A 16,717-nucleotide genomic window follows, 5' to 3' on the forward strand; every position below is an offset into this window, starting at 1 on the left:
GGCGTAACGCATTCTTTGTCTCATGCATCGGCAAGTGGTGTCTATGTGGCACGTCGTATAGTTAGTCAGGAGTAAATTATGTTACAAAAAGAAAGACATGATCATATTTTAGCAAAATTAAATTTAGAATCGTCAGTACGTGTTCGAGACATTGCCAGTGAATACAATGTGACAGAAGACTGTATTCGAAAAGATTTAGCTATTTTAGAAAAAGAAGGAAAACTCAAACGAATTCATGGAGGTGCTATCAGCATTCGAGAAAATCCTCATACTTTTAATGTCAGTGCTCGATTGGATAAATATGTTGAAGAAAAGAAAATTATTGCACAAAAAGCAATTTCTCTTATTAAACCTGGTGCCATGATTTTCTTAGGTATTTCAACTTCCAATATTGAATTAGCAAAACTCATTTATCAAAGAAACTTAAATATTACAGTAGTTACCAATAGTGTCGATATTTTATTGATTTTTTGTGGAGAATGCGATGTAAATTTAATTTTTATTGGCGGAGAATTAAACAAACCAAAAGATGGATTTTTAGGTTCTTTTACCAATGAAATCATTCAAAACTATCAATTTGATATGAGCTTTATTGGAGTCGTAGGTATCAATTTGAAACAAAACCAGCTCACTACTTATGACATCAACGATGGTATGACTAAAAAACAAGTATTAGCTTGTTCCAAAGTGAGTTATATTGTTGTGGAAAGCGCTAAATTTGAACAAGATGGGAATTTTGTGTTTGCGAAATTAGAAAGCTTTGATGGCATTATTACGGATAAAGTATTGAATGGTAAACAAAAAACTTATATTGAAAAAAAAGGCCTGCAAATCATTTGATTTTTCGCCTTTTTTATTGACAATTCTTGTTTTTATAGCTATATTTAGGATGTAAACAATAAAAAACAATAAAAAGGAGGAAAAACATGAACCAGAGAATCCAAGTATTAAAAGATAAAATGTTATCTTGTCCTCGCTATGTCAGTATTGAACAAGCTTTAATTATTACTCAAACATATAAAGACCACGAAAATGAATCTGTACAAATAAAACGTGCATATTCCTTATATAATGCTTTAAATCAAATTGAAATTGGAATTGAACCCGAAGAATTAATTGTCGGAAATCGTACCAAAGGTGTTCGCTATGGTGTTGTTTTTCCTGAAAGTGGAATTAGCTGGGTCGATAAAGAATTTGAAACCATTCCTACACGTCCACAAGACAAATTCAATGTACATCCAGAAGACATTCAAACATTCCGTGAAGTGATTCTTCCTTACTGGAAAGGGAAATCATTGGAAGATGATGTGAAAGCCGATGGAAAAATTGGTGCTATTTCTACAGTTGTAAAAATCAATCAGACCGATCATGCCCAAGGTCATATTTGTCCAAATGTAGTGGAATGGCTTGAAACAGGACCAGCCGGTTATATTTCAAAAATCAATCAAAAACTAGAAAACTGTAACGATTCTAAAAAAATTGAATTCTATCAATCGGCTATTTTAGTTATGAAAGGTGTTCAAAATTTCATGAATCGTTATGCGACTTTAGCTTCAGAAATGGGAAAAGAAGATGTTGCACAAATTTGTCATAATTTAAGTCAAAGACCAGCACAAACATTTCATGAAGCATTACAATCACTTTGGTTTTTGATGGTTGTATTACATATGGAAAGCAATGCCTCAAGTTTTTCACCAGGACGCTTAGATAAAGCTTTGTATCCTTATTATAAAAAAGACAAAGAAGAATTGTTGATCAATGATGAAGAAGCCTTAGAATTAATTGAATGTTTATGGTTGAAATTTAATCAAATCGTGTATTTAAGAAATGCACACAGTGCTAAATATTTTGCGGGTTTCCCAATTGGATTTAATATTGCGGTTGGTGGACAAGACGAAAATGGAAATGATTACAGCAATGAATTAAGTCATTTACTGATTCAGGCACAAGAAGAAGTTGGTTTACCACAACCAAACTTAAGCGTACGTCTTCATGAAAACACAAATGAAGCATTATTAGAACATGCGGTTCGCTGTGTATCTAAAGGAAGTGGAATGCCACAATTCTTCAATGACAAATGTCTAGTTCCTGCACTTGAAAAATTAGGTATTTCTAAAACAGATGCGATGGACTATGCAATTGTGGGTTGTGTAGAAATCACAACACAAGGAAACAATTTAGGATGGTCAGATTCAGCTATGTTTAATCTATGCAAAGTTTTGGAATTAACTTTAAATCATGGAAAATGCTTAATTACAGGAAAACAATTAGGACCGGACTATGGTTCTTTAAGTACTTATACAAGTTTTGAAGAATTAGAAGATGCTTTTGAAAAAACAATGGATTATTTCATTGATAAAATGATTGAATGCTGTGAAAAAGTGGAAAAAGGACATCAAGATCATTTGCCAACACCTTTCTTGTCTTGTGTTATCGATGATTGTATTGAAAAAGGAATGGACGTTGTCAATGGAGGGGCTCGCTACAATTTATCCGGTATTCAAATGATTCAGGTTGCGAATTTAGCTGATTCTATGGCTGCTATTAAAAAAATGGTATTTGATGAAAAACGAATTTCTGCACATGACTTGGAATATGCGCTTCAAACAAATTTTGAAGGACAGGAAATTTTACGCCAGACCTTATTAAATCGAGTAGAGAAATATGGAAATGATATTCAATGGGTGGATGAATTAGGATCCAAATGGGCAAGTGCTTTCCGTGAAAAATTAAAGAAATATACAAACTATCGAAATGGACCATATCATACAGGAATGTATACAGTGAGTGCCCATGTACCAATGGGACAAAACGTCGGAGCTAGTGCCGATGGTCGTTTAAGCCAGACACCATTAGCTGATGGAGGTTTATCGGCTGTCTATGGACGTGATTTAAATGGACCAACAGCTGTATTGAAATCAGTTTCTCGTTTGGAAAATCAATGCACAACCAATGGAGGATTGTTGAATATGAAATTCCTGCCTGAATTCTTTTCAACGCAATCTGGAATTGAAAAATTTGCGAATTTCTTACGCACTTTTGTAGATTTGGAAATTCCACATATTCAATTTAATGTTGTTTCCAAACAAGATTTATTAGCTGCCAAAGCCCATCCAGAACAATATAGTTCTTTAACTGTTCGTGTTGCAGGTTATACAGCTTATTTCACGGAATTGGCAGGAGACTTACAAGATGAAATCATCGCCAGAACAAGTTATGACAAAATCTAAAGGGATTGTATTTGATATCAAACGCTTTGCGACTCATGATGGAAATGGCATTCGAACAACAATGTTTTTAAAAGGATGTCCACTTCGATGTAGATGGTGCCACAATCCAGAAGGCTTAAAAGCCAGACCACAGTTATTGTATATGGAAAATCAATGTATTCACTGTCAAACTTGTGTACATACATCTAAAAATAAAGGAATTGAATGCATCAATGGAAAAATTGTGATTCATCGAGAAATAAAAGATAACTGGGATGACATTGTCTATATGTGTCCAACCATGGCTGTTTGTTTTGATTCAAAAGAATATACATATGAACAAGCTTGTGAAGAATTATTTAAGGATATAGCTTTCTTTACATATGGAGGTGGCGTAACCTTTTCTGGAGGAGAACCATTTGGACAAGTGGATTTTGTTTTGGAACTATTAAAAGAATGCAAAAAGCGAAATATACATACAGCCATTGAATCTTCGTTTTATACAGATTTAGAAAACGTTAAGAAAGTAGTGCCTTATTTAGATCAGATATATTGTGATTGTAAAGTATTTGATGAAGACAAGCATATAGAATATACAGGCGTTTCCAATAAAAAAATTAAACAAAACATTGAATATTTATTAACCAGTGAACACAAAGATAAAGTCATTATTCGAACACCTCTTATTCCAACTATGACAGCAACAAAAGATAATGTCGAAAAAATATCTAAATTTATTTCTGGTTTATATCCCAATGTTAAATATGAATTATTAAACTACAATCCATTAGCCAAATCAAAGTATTCGTATTTGGATATAGACTATTGTTTTGAAGACAATCCAGAATTGTATTCCAAAGAAGAAATGGATAACTTTTATTTAATTGCACAAAACAATGGCATTCAAAACTTAATCAAGCTATAACATCCCTGAGGGATGTTTTTAGTTTTTCAACACAAATTGGAATATGATATTCTTGTAAGCCCATATGATGTTCAATAAAAATAAGATGATCCAATAAAGAATTTGAATAATCATATAAATTATCATCTAAAATAATATAAGAAGACACTTCATGAGTTCTTAACCATTGTTGAATGCCCTTAGAACGTGATAAACCATCACTGATGGTTCGATCATAAATAGAAAGTTGCATATCATGAAAAGACTTTAGTAAATAAGAACCCATGAAGTTTTTACTCTTGCAATCCTTTGTTAAGTATTCTTTCCACGAAGAAATTAAAACAATTCTGGCATTGGTTTTATCTACAATTGTTTTTAGAATCAATAACTTATCTTTTTCAAGACCCATTCTTTGATTTAGTACACCATCTATATCCAAAAAAATGATTTTCATATCTACACTATAAAATAAAAAGCGAACCAAAACACTAATTACTTTCTGTTTTTGTTCGCAATAAATAAATTAACATTGTGATTCCTGTCATTGTAGATACAAAGCCTAGTGAAGAAATCAAAGCATCTGGAAAAAATGTCAAACAAGCACATAATGTGATGACATGATGTATTTTGATATATTCAGTTTGAATGGTTGCACAATAAAATAAATACATTAAAATATACAACATTGTGATTTGAATCATAATATCCTCCTTTCAACGATAAGGACGATATCATACAAAATAATTTTGTTTCTGTCAAATAAAAAGGTATAATTAAGCCTGTGAAAGAAGGAAAAAAATGATACGAGTTGTACAAAATAGTGATATTCCACAATTACTTCGTATTTATTCTTATTATGTATTACATACAGCCATTACATTTGAATATGAAGTACCCACTGAAAAAGAATTTGAAAAACGCATTCAAACGATACTTTCCCGTTATCCTTATCTTGTTTATGAAGAAAACAATCAAATTTTGGGCTATGCCTATGCATCGAGTTTTAAAGGACGAAAAGCTTATGATTGGTCAGTTGAAACAACGATTTATGTGGATGTGAATTGTAAACATAAAGGCATTGGGAAACAATTATATACGGCTTTAGAATTTTATTTAAAGAAACAGAATATACTCAATGTGAATGCTTGTATTAGTTATATTGAACAAGATGATGAATATCTGGATTTAAATAGTGTTCATTTTCATGAACATATGGGCTATTCCATGGTTGGACAATTCCATCAATGTGGATATAAATTCAATCGATGGTATAGCATGGTATGGATGGAAAAATTTTTAGGAGGTCATAAAGTTCCTGTGGAAGAAGTTATTCCTTTTTTAGAAGTATTCGAAAATTAATGGGATTTATGTTATAGTGATATGGTTACTAGAAAGGATCTATTATGGAAATTAAAATTGGTGATTATAAAGGAATTGAAGTAGAAATTAAACGTGTTGAATGTACAAATGACATGGTGGAACAACAAGTACAATATGTTCTAAGTCAAAATCCAATTAAAGAAACAAAAGAATGTATTGAAAACGGAGATAGTGCAATCTTTGATTTTCAGGGATTAAAAGATGGTGTTGCCTTTGATGGAGGGACTGCACAAAATTATGAAATGGTCATTGGCTCCGGACAATTTATTCCTGGTTTTGAAGATCAAATGATGGGAATGAAAAAAGGAGAGGAAAAAGATTTGCATGTTACTTTCCCTGAAAATTATCAGGAAAAAACTTTAGCAGGGCAACCAGTGATTTTTAAAGTAAAAGTGCATGATATTTTTTCAAAGAAACCAGCCCAATTAAATGATGAATTCGTAAAATCTTTAAATATTCCAGATGTACAAAATGTAGATGAATTCTATGCTTATATGAAAGCTGTTTTATCCAATGAAGCAGCAAAAAAAGATGATGAACACGTACAAGATGCGGTATTTGATATTTTAATGAATACAGTAGAAGGTGATTTACCACAGGATTTAGTGGAAATGGCTTTGAATCAGCAAATAGCTCGTGTTGAAACACAGTTGATGCAACAGGGAATGAATTTGGATTCGTATTTAGAAATGATTGGACAAACTCGAGATGATTTGCGTTCTCAATTCATGGATTTTGCGACAAAACAAGTTCGTTTAGAAGTGGCTTTATTAGAAGTGGCTCGTCTAGAAAATATTATAGATGTTGAAGAAGAAATTGAGGAACAAATGAAATTGATTGCTTCTTCTTATAATATTGACATTGAAATGGTGAAACAACAAATTCCACATGATGAATTAGAACGTGAAATGAAGTTGATGAAGGCCAGTCAAGTTGTTATGGACAATGCGATTGTAAATTTTAAATAAAACCGTAAATACGGTTTTTTTATTTGTACATTTACGCTAAGTGATGCTTTAGCAAGTTGAGCGCAGAAAGCGCGAAACAAAAAACCACCTGCTATGCGGGTGGAAGAAAAAAGTTATACAAAATAATCACCTGTCTTCCTTATAATGGAGGTGTTCAAGCTACCAAAAAAGAAAGACAGGTGATTATCAATGGCGAATAAAGCCTATTCTCTAGCACATACAAAATGGATGTGTAAATATCATATCATTTTTACACCAAAATACAGAAGGAAAATTATATATAATCAGTACAGAAAGGATTCAGGGAAAATATTAAGAGTACTCTGTAGACATAATAGAGGGACATCTGATGCCAAATCATGTTCATATGCTTGTAATGATATTTGAGAGACACGCAAATATAAAATAAAAATTTGGGAATCGAAGTTCTGGACAAGAGGATATTTTGCAGATACAGTTGATAAAAATGAAAAAGTAATAAGAGAATATATACAAAACCAACTTGCCGAAGACAAGTTGGCCGATGAACTCAATATGAAAAAGTATATTGACTCGTTTATAGGTGATACGGTAAAAGCAAGCGATTTACTACGCCTCTTTTAGGGGCAGCATGTGAAGGCGTTGCGACTGGCGAGGCTTCAGTGGTTGAAGGATCTATGCAACAACAGGCCCTTATAGGGCTTTCAATATTACTTTTTTTAGTGGTGGTTTTTATGTTTGAATAAATGACATCAATTTTTGAATATCTGTATTTAAAATTAAATCCTCATCAAAATGTACATCTTCTAATAATTGAATTGCTAAATCAAAAGAACCAACCCAGCTTGGATCATGGGCATCGGAACTTACTAGAATAGGAACTTGATACCTTTGACATAGATCTAACATGGTTTTATAGTTTTCGTAACAATTCAGTCGTTGTTCCTTTTTGACCAAAGAACTATTATTGACCTCTAAAGCTACATGATATTTTTTAGCCACCGAAACAAGAAGATCATAATCCAAAGGCGTATGATCATCATCCGGATGCGACACAAAATATACACTTTTATGTTTCATGCATTTTATTAAATTTTGAGTATTTTGTTTTTTTCCCTGATCTTGATAACACTGTCTGTGAATCCCTACAATGGCATAATTCAGAAAATCAATGGATTCCTGGTCTAAAGAAAGCTCTCCATTGTTTAATACATTGATTTCACATCCCATCAAAACATCTATTCCATCGATGGACTTTGGAATAACAGCCAGATTTCGATAATAAAATGGATCCACCGTTCCTGGAATACCAGGAGCATGTTCAGTAATTCCAATCATTTTCAGATGCTTTTGTTTAGCGGCCGCCACCATTTCACGAATCGTTCCATAGGCGTGTCCACTGGCAATTGTATGCATATGCATATCGGCTACAATTTGTTTCATGAAAATTCCCTCCTGAACATATTCTAAACAAAAAAAGGATTTTTACAATCCCTTTTTCATTCGTTCAATAGCTTCTAAAGTCGCTTCTCTTGAGCCAAAAGAAGTCAATCGGAAGTATCCTTCTCCTTGTGGACCAAAACCACATCCAGGGGTTCCAACAATTTGTAGTTCATTTAATAAATAATCAAAGAATTCCCATGAACTCATATTATTTGGACATTTTAACCAGATATATGGACTTGAAATTCCACCTGTATACCAGATTCCTTTTTCATCTAAAGCTTGCGCAATTAATTTCGCATTTTCCATATAATATGCGATATTTTCCTGACATTCTTTAAATCCTTGTTCACTTAAAGCAGCTTGACCACCTCTTTGAATGATATAAGCGGTTCCATTGAATTTAGTAGATTGACGACGGTTCCACATTGGATTTAAAGCTGTACCGGAACAAACTAGTTCTTCTGGAACAATGGTCCAACCCATACGCGTTCCTGTAAATCCAGCTGTTTTAGATAGGGAACAAATTTCAATGGCACATGTAGAAGATCCTTCAATTTCAAAAATAGAATGAGGATAATCTCCGTGAATAAAGGCTTCATAAGCAGAATCAAAAATAATAACGGATTGAGTTTCGTTGGCAAAGTCAACCCATTGTTTTAATTGATCTCGATTATATACAGCTCCTGTTGGATTGTTTGGCGAACAAATATAGATGATATAGCTTTTCTTTTCCACTTGATCAGGAAGAGGCAAGAAACCATTTTCCTGATTGGCTTTGATAAATTGAACTTTTCTTCCACACATCACATTTGAATCTAAATAAACTGGATAGACTGGATCTGGAATTAAGATTTCATTGTCTCCAAAAATATCGGTGATATTTCCACAGTCACTTTTGGCTCCATCGGAAATAAAGACTTCACTTTTCTTTAATGAAACGTTATAAGTTTTATAATGTTCACAAACTGCTTCAATCGCAAAATCATATCCAGCCTCGGATCCATAGCCCTTAAATGTTTCCTGATGCCCCATTTCATCTACGGCTTTATGCATGGCTTCAATAACACTTGTCGTTAATGGAAGTGTGACATCTCCAATTCCTAAGCGAATAATTTTTTTATCGGGATGAGCTTGTGTATAATCGGCTACTTTTTGTGCTATGGTTTTAAATAAATAATTTTGTGCTAAATTTTTATAGTTTTCATTGACTTTTATACTCATATCGATTTTCCTCCCTTATTGATTTAATAAATCATCCATGGAATACAAACCAGGATTCTGATTCACAATAAACTGTGCTGCTTTAATAGCTCCATTGACAAAGATTTGCCGACTCGTTGCATTATGTGTAATGGAAATCGATTCATCTTGTCCAAAATAATAAACGGTATGTTCACCAGCTACACTTCCACCACGGATAGCTGAGATTCCAATTTCTTTTTGACGCTTACCAACCATGCCTTCACGTCCAAAAACGTGTTTATATTCATTGTTGGGATCCAAAGCTTTTAATAACATCATGGCAGTTCCACTAGGAGCATCGGCTTTTTGATTATGATGTTTTTCCACCATTTCCATATCAAATTCATTTTCTAACAATGGCGTGATAAATTCCAAAGCTTTTCGTAAAACAGCTACACCATAAGAATAATTATATGAAAAGAAAACAGGATTTGTTTTCGATAAATTTTCTAATGCTTTCATATGCTGTTCTTGAAGTCCTGTTGTACCCATGACAAGACTGGCTTTTTGTTTTTTACAATAATCACAAACCCAGTTCACATTATCACGATGAGAAAAATCAATCACAACATCGCAAGAAGTATTTAAAATCGTTTCGGAATCAAAGATATCAACTTTTCCAATCACTTCGTGTCCATGACTTTGTGCAGTGGCTTCAATTAAAGAACCCATTCTTCCTTTTCCAATAACAAGAACCTTCATTATAGTAAACCTGCCTTTTCCAAAGCATCGTGTAAACGTTTTTTATTGGATTCTTCCATTTCATATAAAGGAAGACGATAACCACCAATATTTTTTCCCATCATATTTAAAGCCTCTTTAACTGGAATCGGATTGACCTCACAGAATAAAGCATGAATTACGTCCAAATATTTTAATTGTAAACGTAAACTCTCTTCTGGTTTTCCATCTAGCCATGCCTGCACAATGTTGTGTGTGATTTCAGGAGCAATATCGGCTAAAACGGAAATAACTCCACTTCCTCCTAATGCCATAATCGTTGTAATCATATCATCGTTTCCAGAATACATCACAAAGTCATCACTTAAATAACGAGCAATATTTGTAGCATAGGAAATGTTTCCACTGGCTTCTTTAATTCCAATGATATTAGGGTGTTTCGATAAAACTTTAATCGCATTTTCGGAGATGGAACATCCCGTTCTTCCTGGAACGTTATATAAAATGATAGGAATGTTAACGGCATCGGCACATTCTGTAAAATGTGCAATCATCCCTTTTTCATTTGTTTTATTGTAGTATGGAGAGATCAGCAATAATTGATCAGCTCCCATTTTTTCATATTTAATACTTCTTTCTTTCATGGCTGCTGTACTATTTGAACCTGCACCGACAATAACAGGAACACGATGATTCACAACACGAAGCGCAAATTCAACAACCTGGTCATCTTCTTCTTGTGTCATAGTAGAACTTTCTCCAGTTGTTCCTAATACAAGAATTCCGTCTGTTTTATTCGCAATGTGCCATTCTAACAATTCTTCTAATTTTTCAAAGTTGACACTTCCATCTTCTTTAAATGGTGTAATCAAAGCAACAATACTTCCTTTAATTGGTTTCATATGTTTTCTCCTTCTTATAAAAAATGTCAGTAAGCACACTATCTTACTGACAAAAACAATCAAACTAAGATAGCACTCCTACAAAGTAGACAGCCCAATAGATTTTCTCCATTGGTCCACCATTTTTTCATGCCTGAAAAAACAGTTCGGCGATATTGCTTAGAGAACAAATCAAATGCTTGCCAGCTCTTTGTTCTTTTGTCGTTACCGCGCCTCTATCAAGTTAAATTATACTCTTTGAGCGAAAATAATCAAATAATCTTTATACAATCTTAATATTAAGACAATGAAATTAATGCCACTTTAATATTGTTTTTTAGATAATGAAAGTGAGGTGAATAAAATATGAAGTCTTTTTTAATCATCGGAATGGGTCGATTTGGAAGACACTGTGCACAAAAATTATATGAAATGGGTCATCAAGTCATGGCCGTTGACAAAGAAGAAAGCCGCATCAATGATGTGTTATCATATGTTCATGTTGCACAAATTGGAGATAGCTGTGACGAACAGTTCTTAAAAACATTAGGAGTATCAGATTTTGATTGTTGTGTATGTGCTATTGGAGATGATTTTCAAAGTTCACTGGAAACAACTTCTCTATTAAAAGAACTCAATGCTAAATATGTTGTAGCTCGAGCATGTCGCGACATTCATAAAAAATTTTTATTACGAAATGGTGCCGATGAAGCGGTATATCCAGAAAGACAATTAGCAAATTGGACTGCGATTCGTGTAAGCTCTGAACATATTTTCGATTATATTGAATTAGATAAAGATCATGCGATTTATGAATTAGATGTTCCTGCTACCTGGATTGGGAAAACTATTTCTGGTGTAGATGTAAGAAATCGATATCATATCAATGTTATTGGAATCAAACAACACGATTGTGTTTCTATGGACTTTGGACCGAACACCATTTTTACAAAGTCTATGCGTTTATTAGTTATTGGAAAAATCAAACAAATCCAAAAAGTATTTAAATATGATTGATTTCTTTTTGATTTTATTATTTATTGTGTATATTTTATTGATTTATGCGATAATAATAAAAATTATAGATAAAATAAAAGGAAAATAAATATGAAAGAAGTCGTTTTGGTTTGTTTGTCTTCTTCAAGTTCAAATCATAAAAGTATAGAATCGGCTATGGATATGGCGCATGCCTATCAAGCCGATTTCATTGCGTTATATGTTGAAACATCAAGAAAGAAATCAAAAGAAAGCATTCAACAACTAAATAAAAACATTGAATACGCTCAAAACTGTAAAGCAAAAGTCAATCGTGTTTTTGGAGAAGATATTCCATTTCAAATATCTCAGTTCGCACATCACTCAGGTGTTACAAGAATTGTGTTGGGGCAAAGTGTATCTTATCCCTTTTCAATAGGAAGACCATCCATCAGTGATGAATTAATTTCCTATGTATCCAATATTAGTGTTTATGTCATTCCCAATCGGAACGAACACCCTGAAACAATGGAATTGGCATCTTTTCAATGGAAAGACATTTTTACGATGCTGGTAGTTTTAACGGTTACAAGTTTCATTAGTATTTTAATTTCAAAAACAGGAATGAATGATGCAGATATTATTACAATTTATATTTTAGGTGTATTGATTCATTCTTTATTATCACCGAGTCTATTATTAAATGGAATTGATTCTTTTTTAAGCGTGATTGTTTTTAATTTTTTATTTACCAATCCAAAATATACATTACTTTATTACGACAATGGTTATTTATTAACTTTTGCGATTATGTTTTGTTCTTCTATGATTACAGGAACCCTTGCCTGGCGATTGAAAACACATGCTTATTCAGCTTCTTTTAGTGCCCATCAAACTAAAACATTATTGGACACGAATCAATTGTTGTCGCATGCCAAAGAAACAAATGAAATTTTATCGGTGACGATTTCACAATTAAAATCTATTTTTAATCGAAATTTAGTTTTATATACCAAACCCAATACTCTTTTTTATTTTGAAAAAGAAGATGAAATGTGTCTGGTTTCGGAAAGAAAAATTGTAGAATGGGTCTTTGAACATCATAAACAAGCAGGAAAAGGAACCAATATGTTTTCGGATGCCAAATATTTTTATTGTGCTCTTGGATTTGACGAAAGAATTCATGGTGTTTTTGGGATTCGCTTAGATAAGCCATTGGATATTTCAGAAAAAAATATTTTGTTGTCAATTCTAACGGAATGTTCCATGGCTTTGGAAAATGAAAAAAATGCACGAGAAAAAGAAGAGTCAATGATTCGTGCAAACAACGAAAAAATGAGAGCCGATTTACTTCGAACGATTTCTCATGATTTAAGAACGCCTTTGACATCTATTATTGGAAATTCTTCCACGTTATTAAAAAATAAGGACATGTTATCGGAAAATGATAAAATGAGTATGGTGAACAATATTTATAAAGATTCTATCTGGTTAAGTGAAATGGTGGAGAATTTATTATCGGTTACAAGAATTGAACAAGGAAAGATCAAATTAAACAAGAACCTGGAAATAGTGGAAGAAGTGATTGAAGAAGCTTATCATAAAATTCATAACGATACGCATCATTTTATATTTGTTCCATGTACTAAAATTTATACAGCATGGATGGATGCAAAATTGATGATTCAAGTATTTGTGAATATCTTCAATAATGCGATTAAATACGTGGATGATAAATATCCGATTCAAATTTCTATTGAAGAAGATGAACACTATATTTATGTTCGCATTCAAGATCATGGAAAAGGCATTGAAGACAAAGAAAAAATATTTGAAATGTTTTATCGAGGGAAACATGACATCGTTGATGATGAAAGAGGTCTTGGACTGGGGCTGGCTTTGTGTAAGTCGATATTGAATTTACATGGTGGAAAAATATGGGTAGAAGATACAATTCCTCATGGTAGTACTTTTGTAGTGGCGTTAGTGAAAGGAAAAGAATATGAATAAAATCAATATTTTAGTGGTGGAAGACGATGCATCGGTTCGAAATTTGATGGTTACAACGTTAAAATTACATGACTATAAATATGAAGTAGCACAAACAGGAAAAGAAGCTTTGCTGGAAGTGACATCGCATTGTCCGGATATTATATTATTGGATTTAGGTTTACCCGATATGGATGGTTGTGAAGTTATTTCTACAATTCGTACATTTAGTTCCGTTCCCATTATTGTCATTAGCGCACGAAGCGAAGATACTGATAAAATTGATGCTTTGGATAAAGGAGCCGATGATTATTTGACAAAACCATTTTCTGTGGATGAATTACTGGCTCGTATTCGTGTGGTCATTCGTCGTTTAAATACACAAGAAGAAAAAAGTACATCACTATATGTTAATGGAAATTTAAAAGTCGATTATGTGGCGGGTTGTGTAACGGTTTTAGATCAGGAAGTTCATTTAACGCCGATTGAATATAAATTATTATGTGTTTTATGTAAAAATACAGGAAAAGTATTAACACATAAATATATTTTAAAAGAAGTATGGGGCGTTGCTTTAGAAAATGATGTTGCTTCTTTACGCGTCTTTATGGCTACTTTACGAAAAAAAATAGAAGAAAAAGATTCTTCTATTAAATATATTCAAACCCATGTTGGAGTTGGATATCGCATGGTTAAATATTAAGTTCCTGAATAAAAGATTTGGCTGCCATACTCAATGGTGCTCTTTTATCTTCAATCAAGACGACTTGTCGCATAGGAATTGTTTCTTTAATTGAAATGGAAACAATTTCTTTTTTTTCGAGAGCTTCTTTAGCCATTGGATAGGGAAGAAAACCAAGTCCAAGGTTGTGTATAACTAAGGGCAATACCTGATCCATGGTAGCTACTTCAAATTCACTGTTGAATTCAGTATTGTTTTGAAAAAACAATTGAGAAAAGAAGGAATGCGTCATAGTTTCTTTTCCTAACATAATCAATGGATAGGATTTTAAGTCTTGTAAAGAAAAAGTTGTAGTAGCTAGTTCTTTATATTGTTTACCACCCACTAAAATGTCTTGAAAATCCAGTAAAGGCATTTGTTTCAAATGTGAAGGCAAAATTGTTGGCGTAACAACAATGGAAAAATCAACGAGTCCGTTCTCCAATGCTTGAATGGCCTGTGGTGTGGAGTGGTTAGAGATTCTTAGATGGATTTTGGGATATTTTTTATGAAAGTTTTCTAATTTTTCTAATAAAAAAATATTCAATGCACTTTCAGTGACACCAATGGAAATAGAACCCAATTCCATTTCTTTTTGTTTCAATAATTCTTGTTGAGCTTTTATGATTTGTTCAATCGCAATTTCAACATGTGCATATAAACAAGCACCTTCTGGTGTTAATTCCACGCCCTTCTTTGTTCGCACAAACAATTTACAATTTAATTCTTCTTCTAATTTTTGAATACTCCTGGAAATATTGGGCTGATTTCGATACAAGGCATGAGCAGCTTTGGTGATGTTTTTGTATTTGGCAACGCAATAAAAAATTTTATACAATTCAAAATTAGTGTTCATATTTCCTCCATATCAAATATATATGATAACTATATTTATTATATATTTTACATATATTTATTTCAAAAATATAATACAAATCTGAAAAGAGGAAAAATATGAATAAAGATTTAACAATTGGAAATCCACAAACTGTACTATGGAAATTTTGTTTACCCTTATTTGGAAGTGTAATATTTCAGCAACTCTATAACATAGCCGATAGCTTGATTGCTGGTAAATACATTGGAGAAAAGGCATTAGCTGCCGTTGGAAACGGCTATGAAATTACATTGATTTTTTTAGCTTTTGCGTTTGGTTGTAATATGGGCTGTTCGGTATTGACTTCTGTTTTTTATGGCGAGAAAAATATTGTTCAAATGAAAACAGCAATTATGACCTCTGTTTTCTTCACACTGGGATTGTGTATTTGTCTGATGGGAATTGGGTTTATATCATGTAATAGTATTTTACATTGGATTCATACACCAGAAGAAATTTTTTCAGATTCTAAATTGTATTTGGATATTTATATGATGGGGCTACCTTTTTTATTTTTCTATAACATTGCCAATGGAATTTTTAGTGCCTTGGGTGATTCAAAAACTCCATTTTATTTTCTGGTCATATCATCAATTTCCAATATTCTTGTAGATTATATTTTTGTTGCATATTTTCAAATGGGAATAGCAGGCGTAGCCTGGGCTACTTTTTTATGTCAGGGAGTAAGTTGTATTTTTAGTTGTATTGTGGTATTTCAACGATTGAAAAAAATAAAAAGTGATTCTTTTCAATGTTTTTCAAAAACAATTTTACTTCGTTTTTTTAATATCATGATTCCAAGTGCTTTACAACAAAGTTTTATATCCGTTGGAAATATATTAATACAAAGTATTATCAATGGCTTTGGTTCAAGTGTGATTGCTGGATTTAGTGCTGCTACAAAGCTGAACAATTTAGTCATAACTTCTTTTACAACGATGGGAAATGGAATATCGAATTATACAGCACAGAATTTAGGTGCTCATAAAATGGATCGAATTCAACAAGGTTATAAAGCAGGCTTAAAAATGGCTTGGATGATTTGTATTCCTATTGTGATTTTATATATTGGATTGACACAAAAAATGATTACATTATTTATGGATACACCATCACAAGAAGCTCTTTATTCAGGTAGTATGTTTTTATATATTGTCAGTCCATTTTATTTTGTAGTCTCTATGAAATTAGTTGTGGATGGTATTTTACGAGGCGCTTGCCAGATGAAAGATTTTATGAAATCAACTTTCACAGATCTTATTCTGCGTGTTTTCTTGACTTTTTGTTTTTCAAAAGTATTTGGTTTTATTGGTATTTGGATATCTTGGCCAATCGGATGGATTGTTGCGACTTTTCTTTCGAATTTGTTTTATCATCGATGGATACGAAAAAAACAGATCGGCTGATCTGTTCAGAGTGTTGACAAACCCCCATATCTTTTAATAAAGGTATGGGGGTTTCAACA

The 16,717-nt window shown here is 32.7% G+C and carries 16 protein-coding genes, 1 pseudogene and 1 riboswitch; of the genes and pseudogenes, 10 read left to right on the forward strand and 7 right to left on the reverse strand.

Going from position 1 to position 16,717, the window contains the following annotated elements:
- Positions 1–78 precede the first annotated feature (78 nt).
- From ACI32A_RS01770 to ACI32A_RS01780, 3 genes are all read left to right on the forward strand, one after another.
- Positions 79–840: a DeoR/GlpR family DNA-binding transcription regulator gene (locus tag ACI32A_RS01770; RefSeq protein WP_439753303.1), complete on the forward strand. Its 762-nt coding sequence runs from the start codon at positions 79–81 to the stop codon at positions 838–840.
- Positions 841–926: 86 nt separating this feature from the next.
- Positions 927–3,230: a glycyl radical protein gene (locus ACI32A_RS01775; protein ID WP_439753304.1), complete on the forward strand. Its 2,304-nt coding sequence runs from the start codon at positions 927–929 to the stop codon at positions 3,228–3,230.
- Entirely contained in the window at positions 3,193–4,134 is a 942-nt protein-coding gene (locus tag ACI32A_RS01780; protein WP_439753305.1) for a glycyl-radical enzyme activating protein, read from the forward strand. Before ACI32A_RS01775 ends, ACI32A_RS01780 begins: the two co-directional genes overlap by 38 nt.
- Here the strand turns inward: ACI32A_RS01780 and ACI32A_RS01785 are convergent.
- Together ACI32A_RS01785 and ACI32A_RS01790 are read right to left on the reverse strand one after the other, a co-directional pair.
- Positions 4,124–4,567 carry an HAD domain-containing protein gene (locus tag ACI32A_RS01785; RefSeq protein WP_439753306.1) on the reverse strand — a complete coding sequence of 148 codons (444 nt, stop codon included), beginning with the start codon at positions 4,565–4,567 and terminating at the stop codon, positions 4,124–4,126. The genes ACI32A_RS01780 and ACI32A_RS01785 overlap by 11 nt on opposite strands.
- A gap of 34 nt (positions 4,568–4,601) precedes the next feature.
- The gene (locus tag ACI32A_RS01790) at positions 4,602–4,814 is read right to left on the reverse strand and encodes a hypothetical protein (protein ID WP_439753307.1); all 213 of its coding nucleotides are present in this window, start codon (positions 4,812–4,814) and stop codon (positions 4,602–4,604) included.
- 97 nt (positions 4,815–4,911) lie between these two features.
- Between ACI32A_RS01790 and ACI32A_RS01795 the strand changes: the two genes are divergently transcribed.
- The 3 genes and pseudogenes from ACI32A_RS01795 to ACI32A_RS01805 all read left to right on the forward strand — a co-directional run.
- Positions 4,912–5,472 carry a GNAT family N-acetyltransferase gene (locus tag ACI32A_RS01795; RefSeq protein WP_439753308.1) on the forward strand — a complete coding sequence of 187 codons (561 nt, stop codon included), beginning with the start codon at positions 4,912–4,914 and terminating at the stop codon, positions 5,470–5,472.
- A gap of 44 nt (positions 5,473–5,516) precedes the next feature.
- A complete protein-coding gene (gene tig / locus ACI32A_RS01800) occupies positions 5,517–6,461 on the forward strand; it encodes a trigger factor (RefSeq protein ID WP_439753309.1) in 945 nt (314 codons plus the stop codon).
- A 228-nt stretch (positions 6,462–6,689) separates the two neighbouring features.
- A pseudogene (locus ACI32A_RS01805) lies at positions 6,690–6,950 on the forward strand (transposase); the annotation flags it as partial.
- Between the two features lie 222 nt (positions 6,951–7,172).
- Here ACI32A_RS01805 and ACI32A_RS01810 read toward each other — a convergent pair.
- The 4 genes from ACI32A_RS01810 to dapA are packed head-to-tail and all read right to left on the reverse strand — an operon-like array spanning position 7,173 to position 10,711.
- A complete protein-coding gene (locus ACI32A_RS01810; RefSeq protein WP_439753310.1) occupies positions 7,173–7,883 on the reverse strand; it encodes a phosphatase in 711 nt (236 codons plus the stop codon).
- A 42-nt stretch (positions 7,884–7,925) separates the two neighbouring features.
- Positions 7,926–9,107, reverse strand: coding sequence for an LL-diaminopimelate aminotransferase (locus ACI32A_RS01815; protein ID WP_439753311.1), 1,182 nt, complete (start codon positions 9,105–9,107; stop codon positions 7,926–7,928).
- Between the two features lie 15 nt (positions 9,108–9,122).
- A complete protein-coding gene (gene dapB / locus ACI32A_RS01820; protein ID WP_439753312.1) occupies positions 9,123–9,830 on the reverse strand; it encodes a 4-hydroxy-tetrahydrodipicolinate reductase in 708 nt (235 codons plus the stop codon).
- On the reverse strand, positions 9,830–10,711 hold the full coding sequence (gene dapA, locus ACI32A_RS01825) for a 4-hydroxy-tetrahydrodipicolinate synthase (protein ID WP_439753313.1): 882 nt from the start codon (positions 10,709–10,711) through the stop codon (positions 9,830–9,832). Before dapA ends, dapB begins: the two co-directional genes overlap by 1 nt.
- Positions 10,712–10,773: 62 nt before the next feature.
- A riboswitch (Lysine riboswitch) is annotated at positions 10,774–10,937 on the reverse strand.
- Between the two features lie 119 nt (positions 10,938–11,056).
- Between dapA and ACI32A_RS01830 the strand changes: the two genes are divergently transcribed.
- From ACI32A_RS01830 to ACI32A_RS01840, 3 genes are all read left to right on the forward strand, one after another.
- Positions 11,057–11,707 carry a potassium channel family protein gene (locus tag ACI32A_RS01830; RefSeq protein WP_439753314.1) on the forward strand — a complete coding sequence of 217 codons (651 nt, stop codon included), beginning with the start codon at positions 11,057–11,059 and terminating at the stop codon, positions 11,705–11,707.
- A 90-nt stretch (positions 11,708–11,797) separates the two neighbouring features.
- Positions 11,798–13,675, forward strand: coding sequence for an ATP-binding protein (locus ACI32A_RS01835; protein ID WP_439753315.1), 1,878 nt, complete (start codon positions 11,798–11,800; stop codon positions 13,673–13,675).
- The gene (locus ACI32A_RS01840; protein WP_439753316.1) at positions 13,668–14,357 is read left to right on the forward strand and encodes a response regulator; all 690 of its coding nucleotides are present in this window, start codon (positions 13,668–13,670) and stop codon (positions 14,355–14,357) included. Before ACI32A_RS01835 ends, ACI32A_RS01840 begins: the two co-directional genes overlap by 8 nt.
- Here ACI32A_RS01840 and ACI32A_RS01845 read toward each other — a convergent pair.
- The gene (locus ACI32A_RS01845; protein WP_439753317.1) at positions 14,347–15,231 is read right to left on the reverse strand and encodes a LysR family transcriptional regulator; all 885 of its coding nucleotides are present in this window, start codon (positions 15,229–15,231) and stop codon (positions 14,347–14,349) included. The two genes, ACI32A_RS01840 and ACI32A_RS01845, sit on opposite strands and share 11 nt — an antisense overlap.
- Positions 15,232–15,329: 98 nt before the next feature.
- On the opposite strand from ACI32A_RS01845, the gene ACI32A_RS01850 reads away from it, so the two are divergent.
- Positions 15,330–16,658, forward strand: coding sequence for an MATE family efflux transporter (locus ACI32A_RS01850; RefSeq protein WP_439753318.1), 1,329 nt, complete (start codon positions 15,330–15,332; stop codon positions 16,656–16,658).
- Positions 16,659–16,717: the final 59 nt, after the last annotated feature.

This window comes from Floccifex sp., assembly GCF_051873555.1.
Classification (GTDB): Bacteria; Bacillota_I; Bacilli_A; order Erysipelotrichales; family Erysipelotrichaceae; genus Floccifex.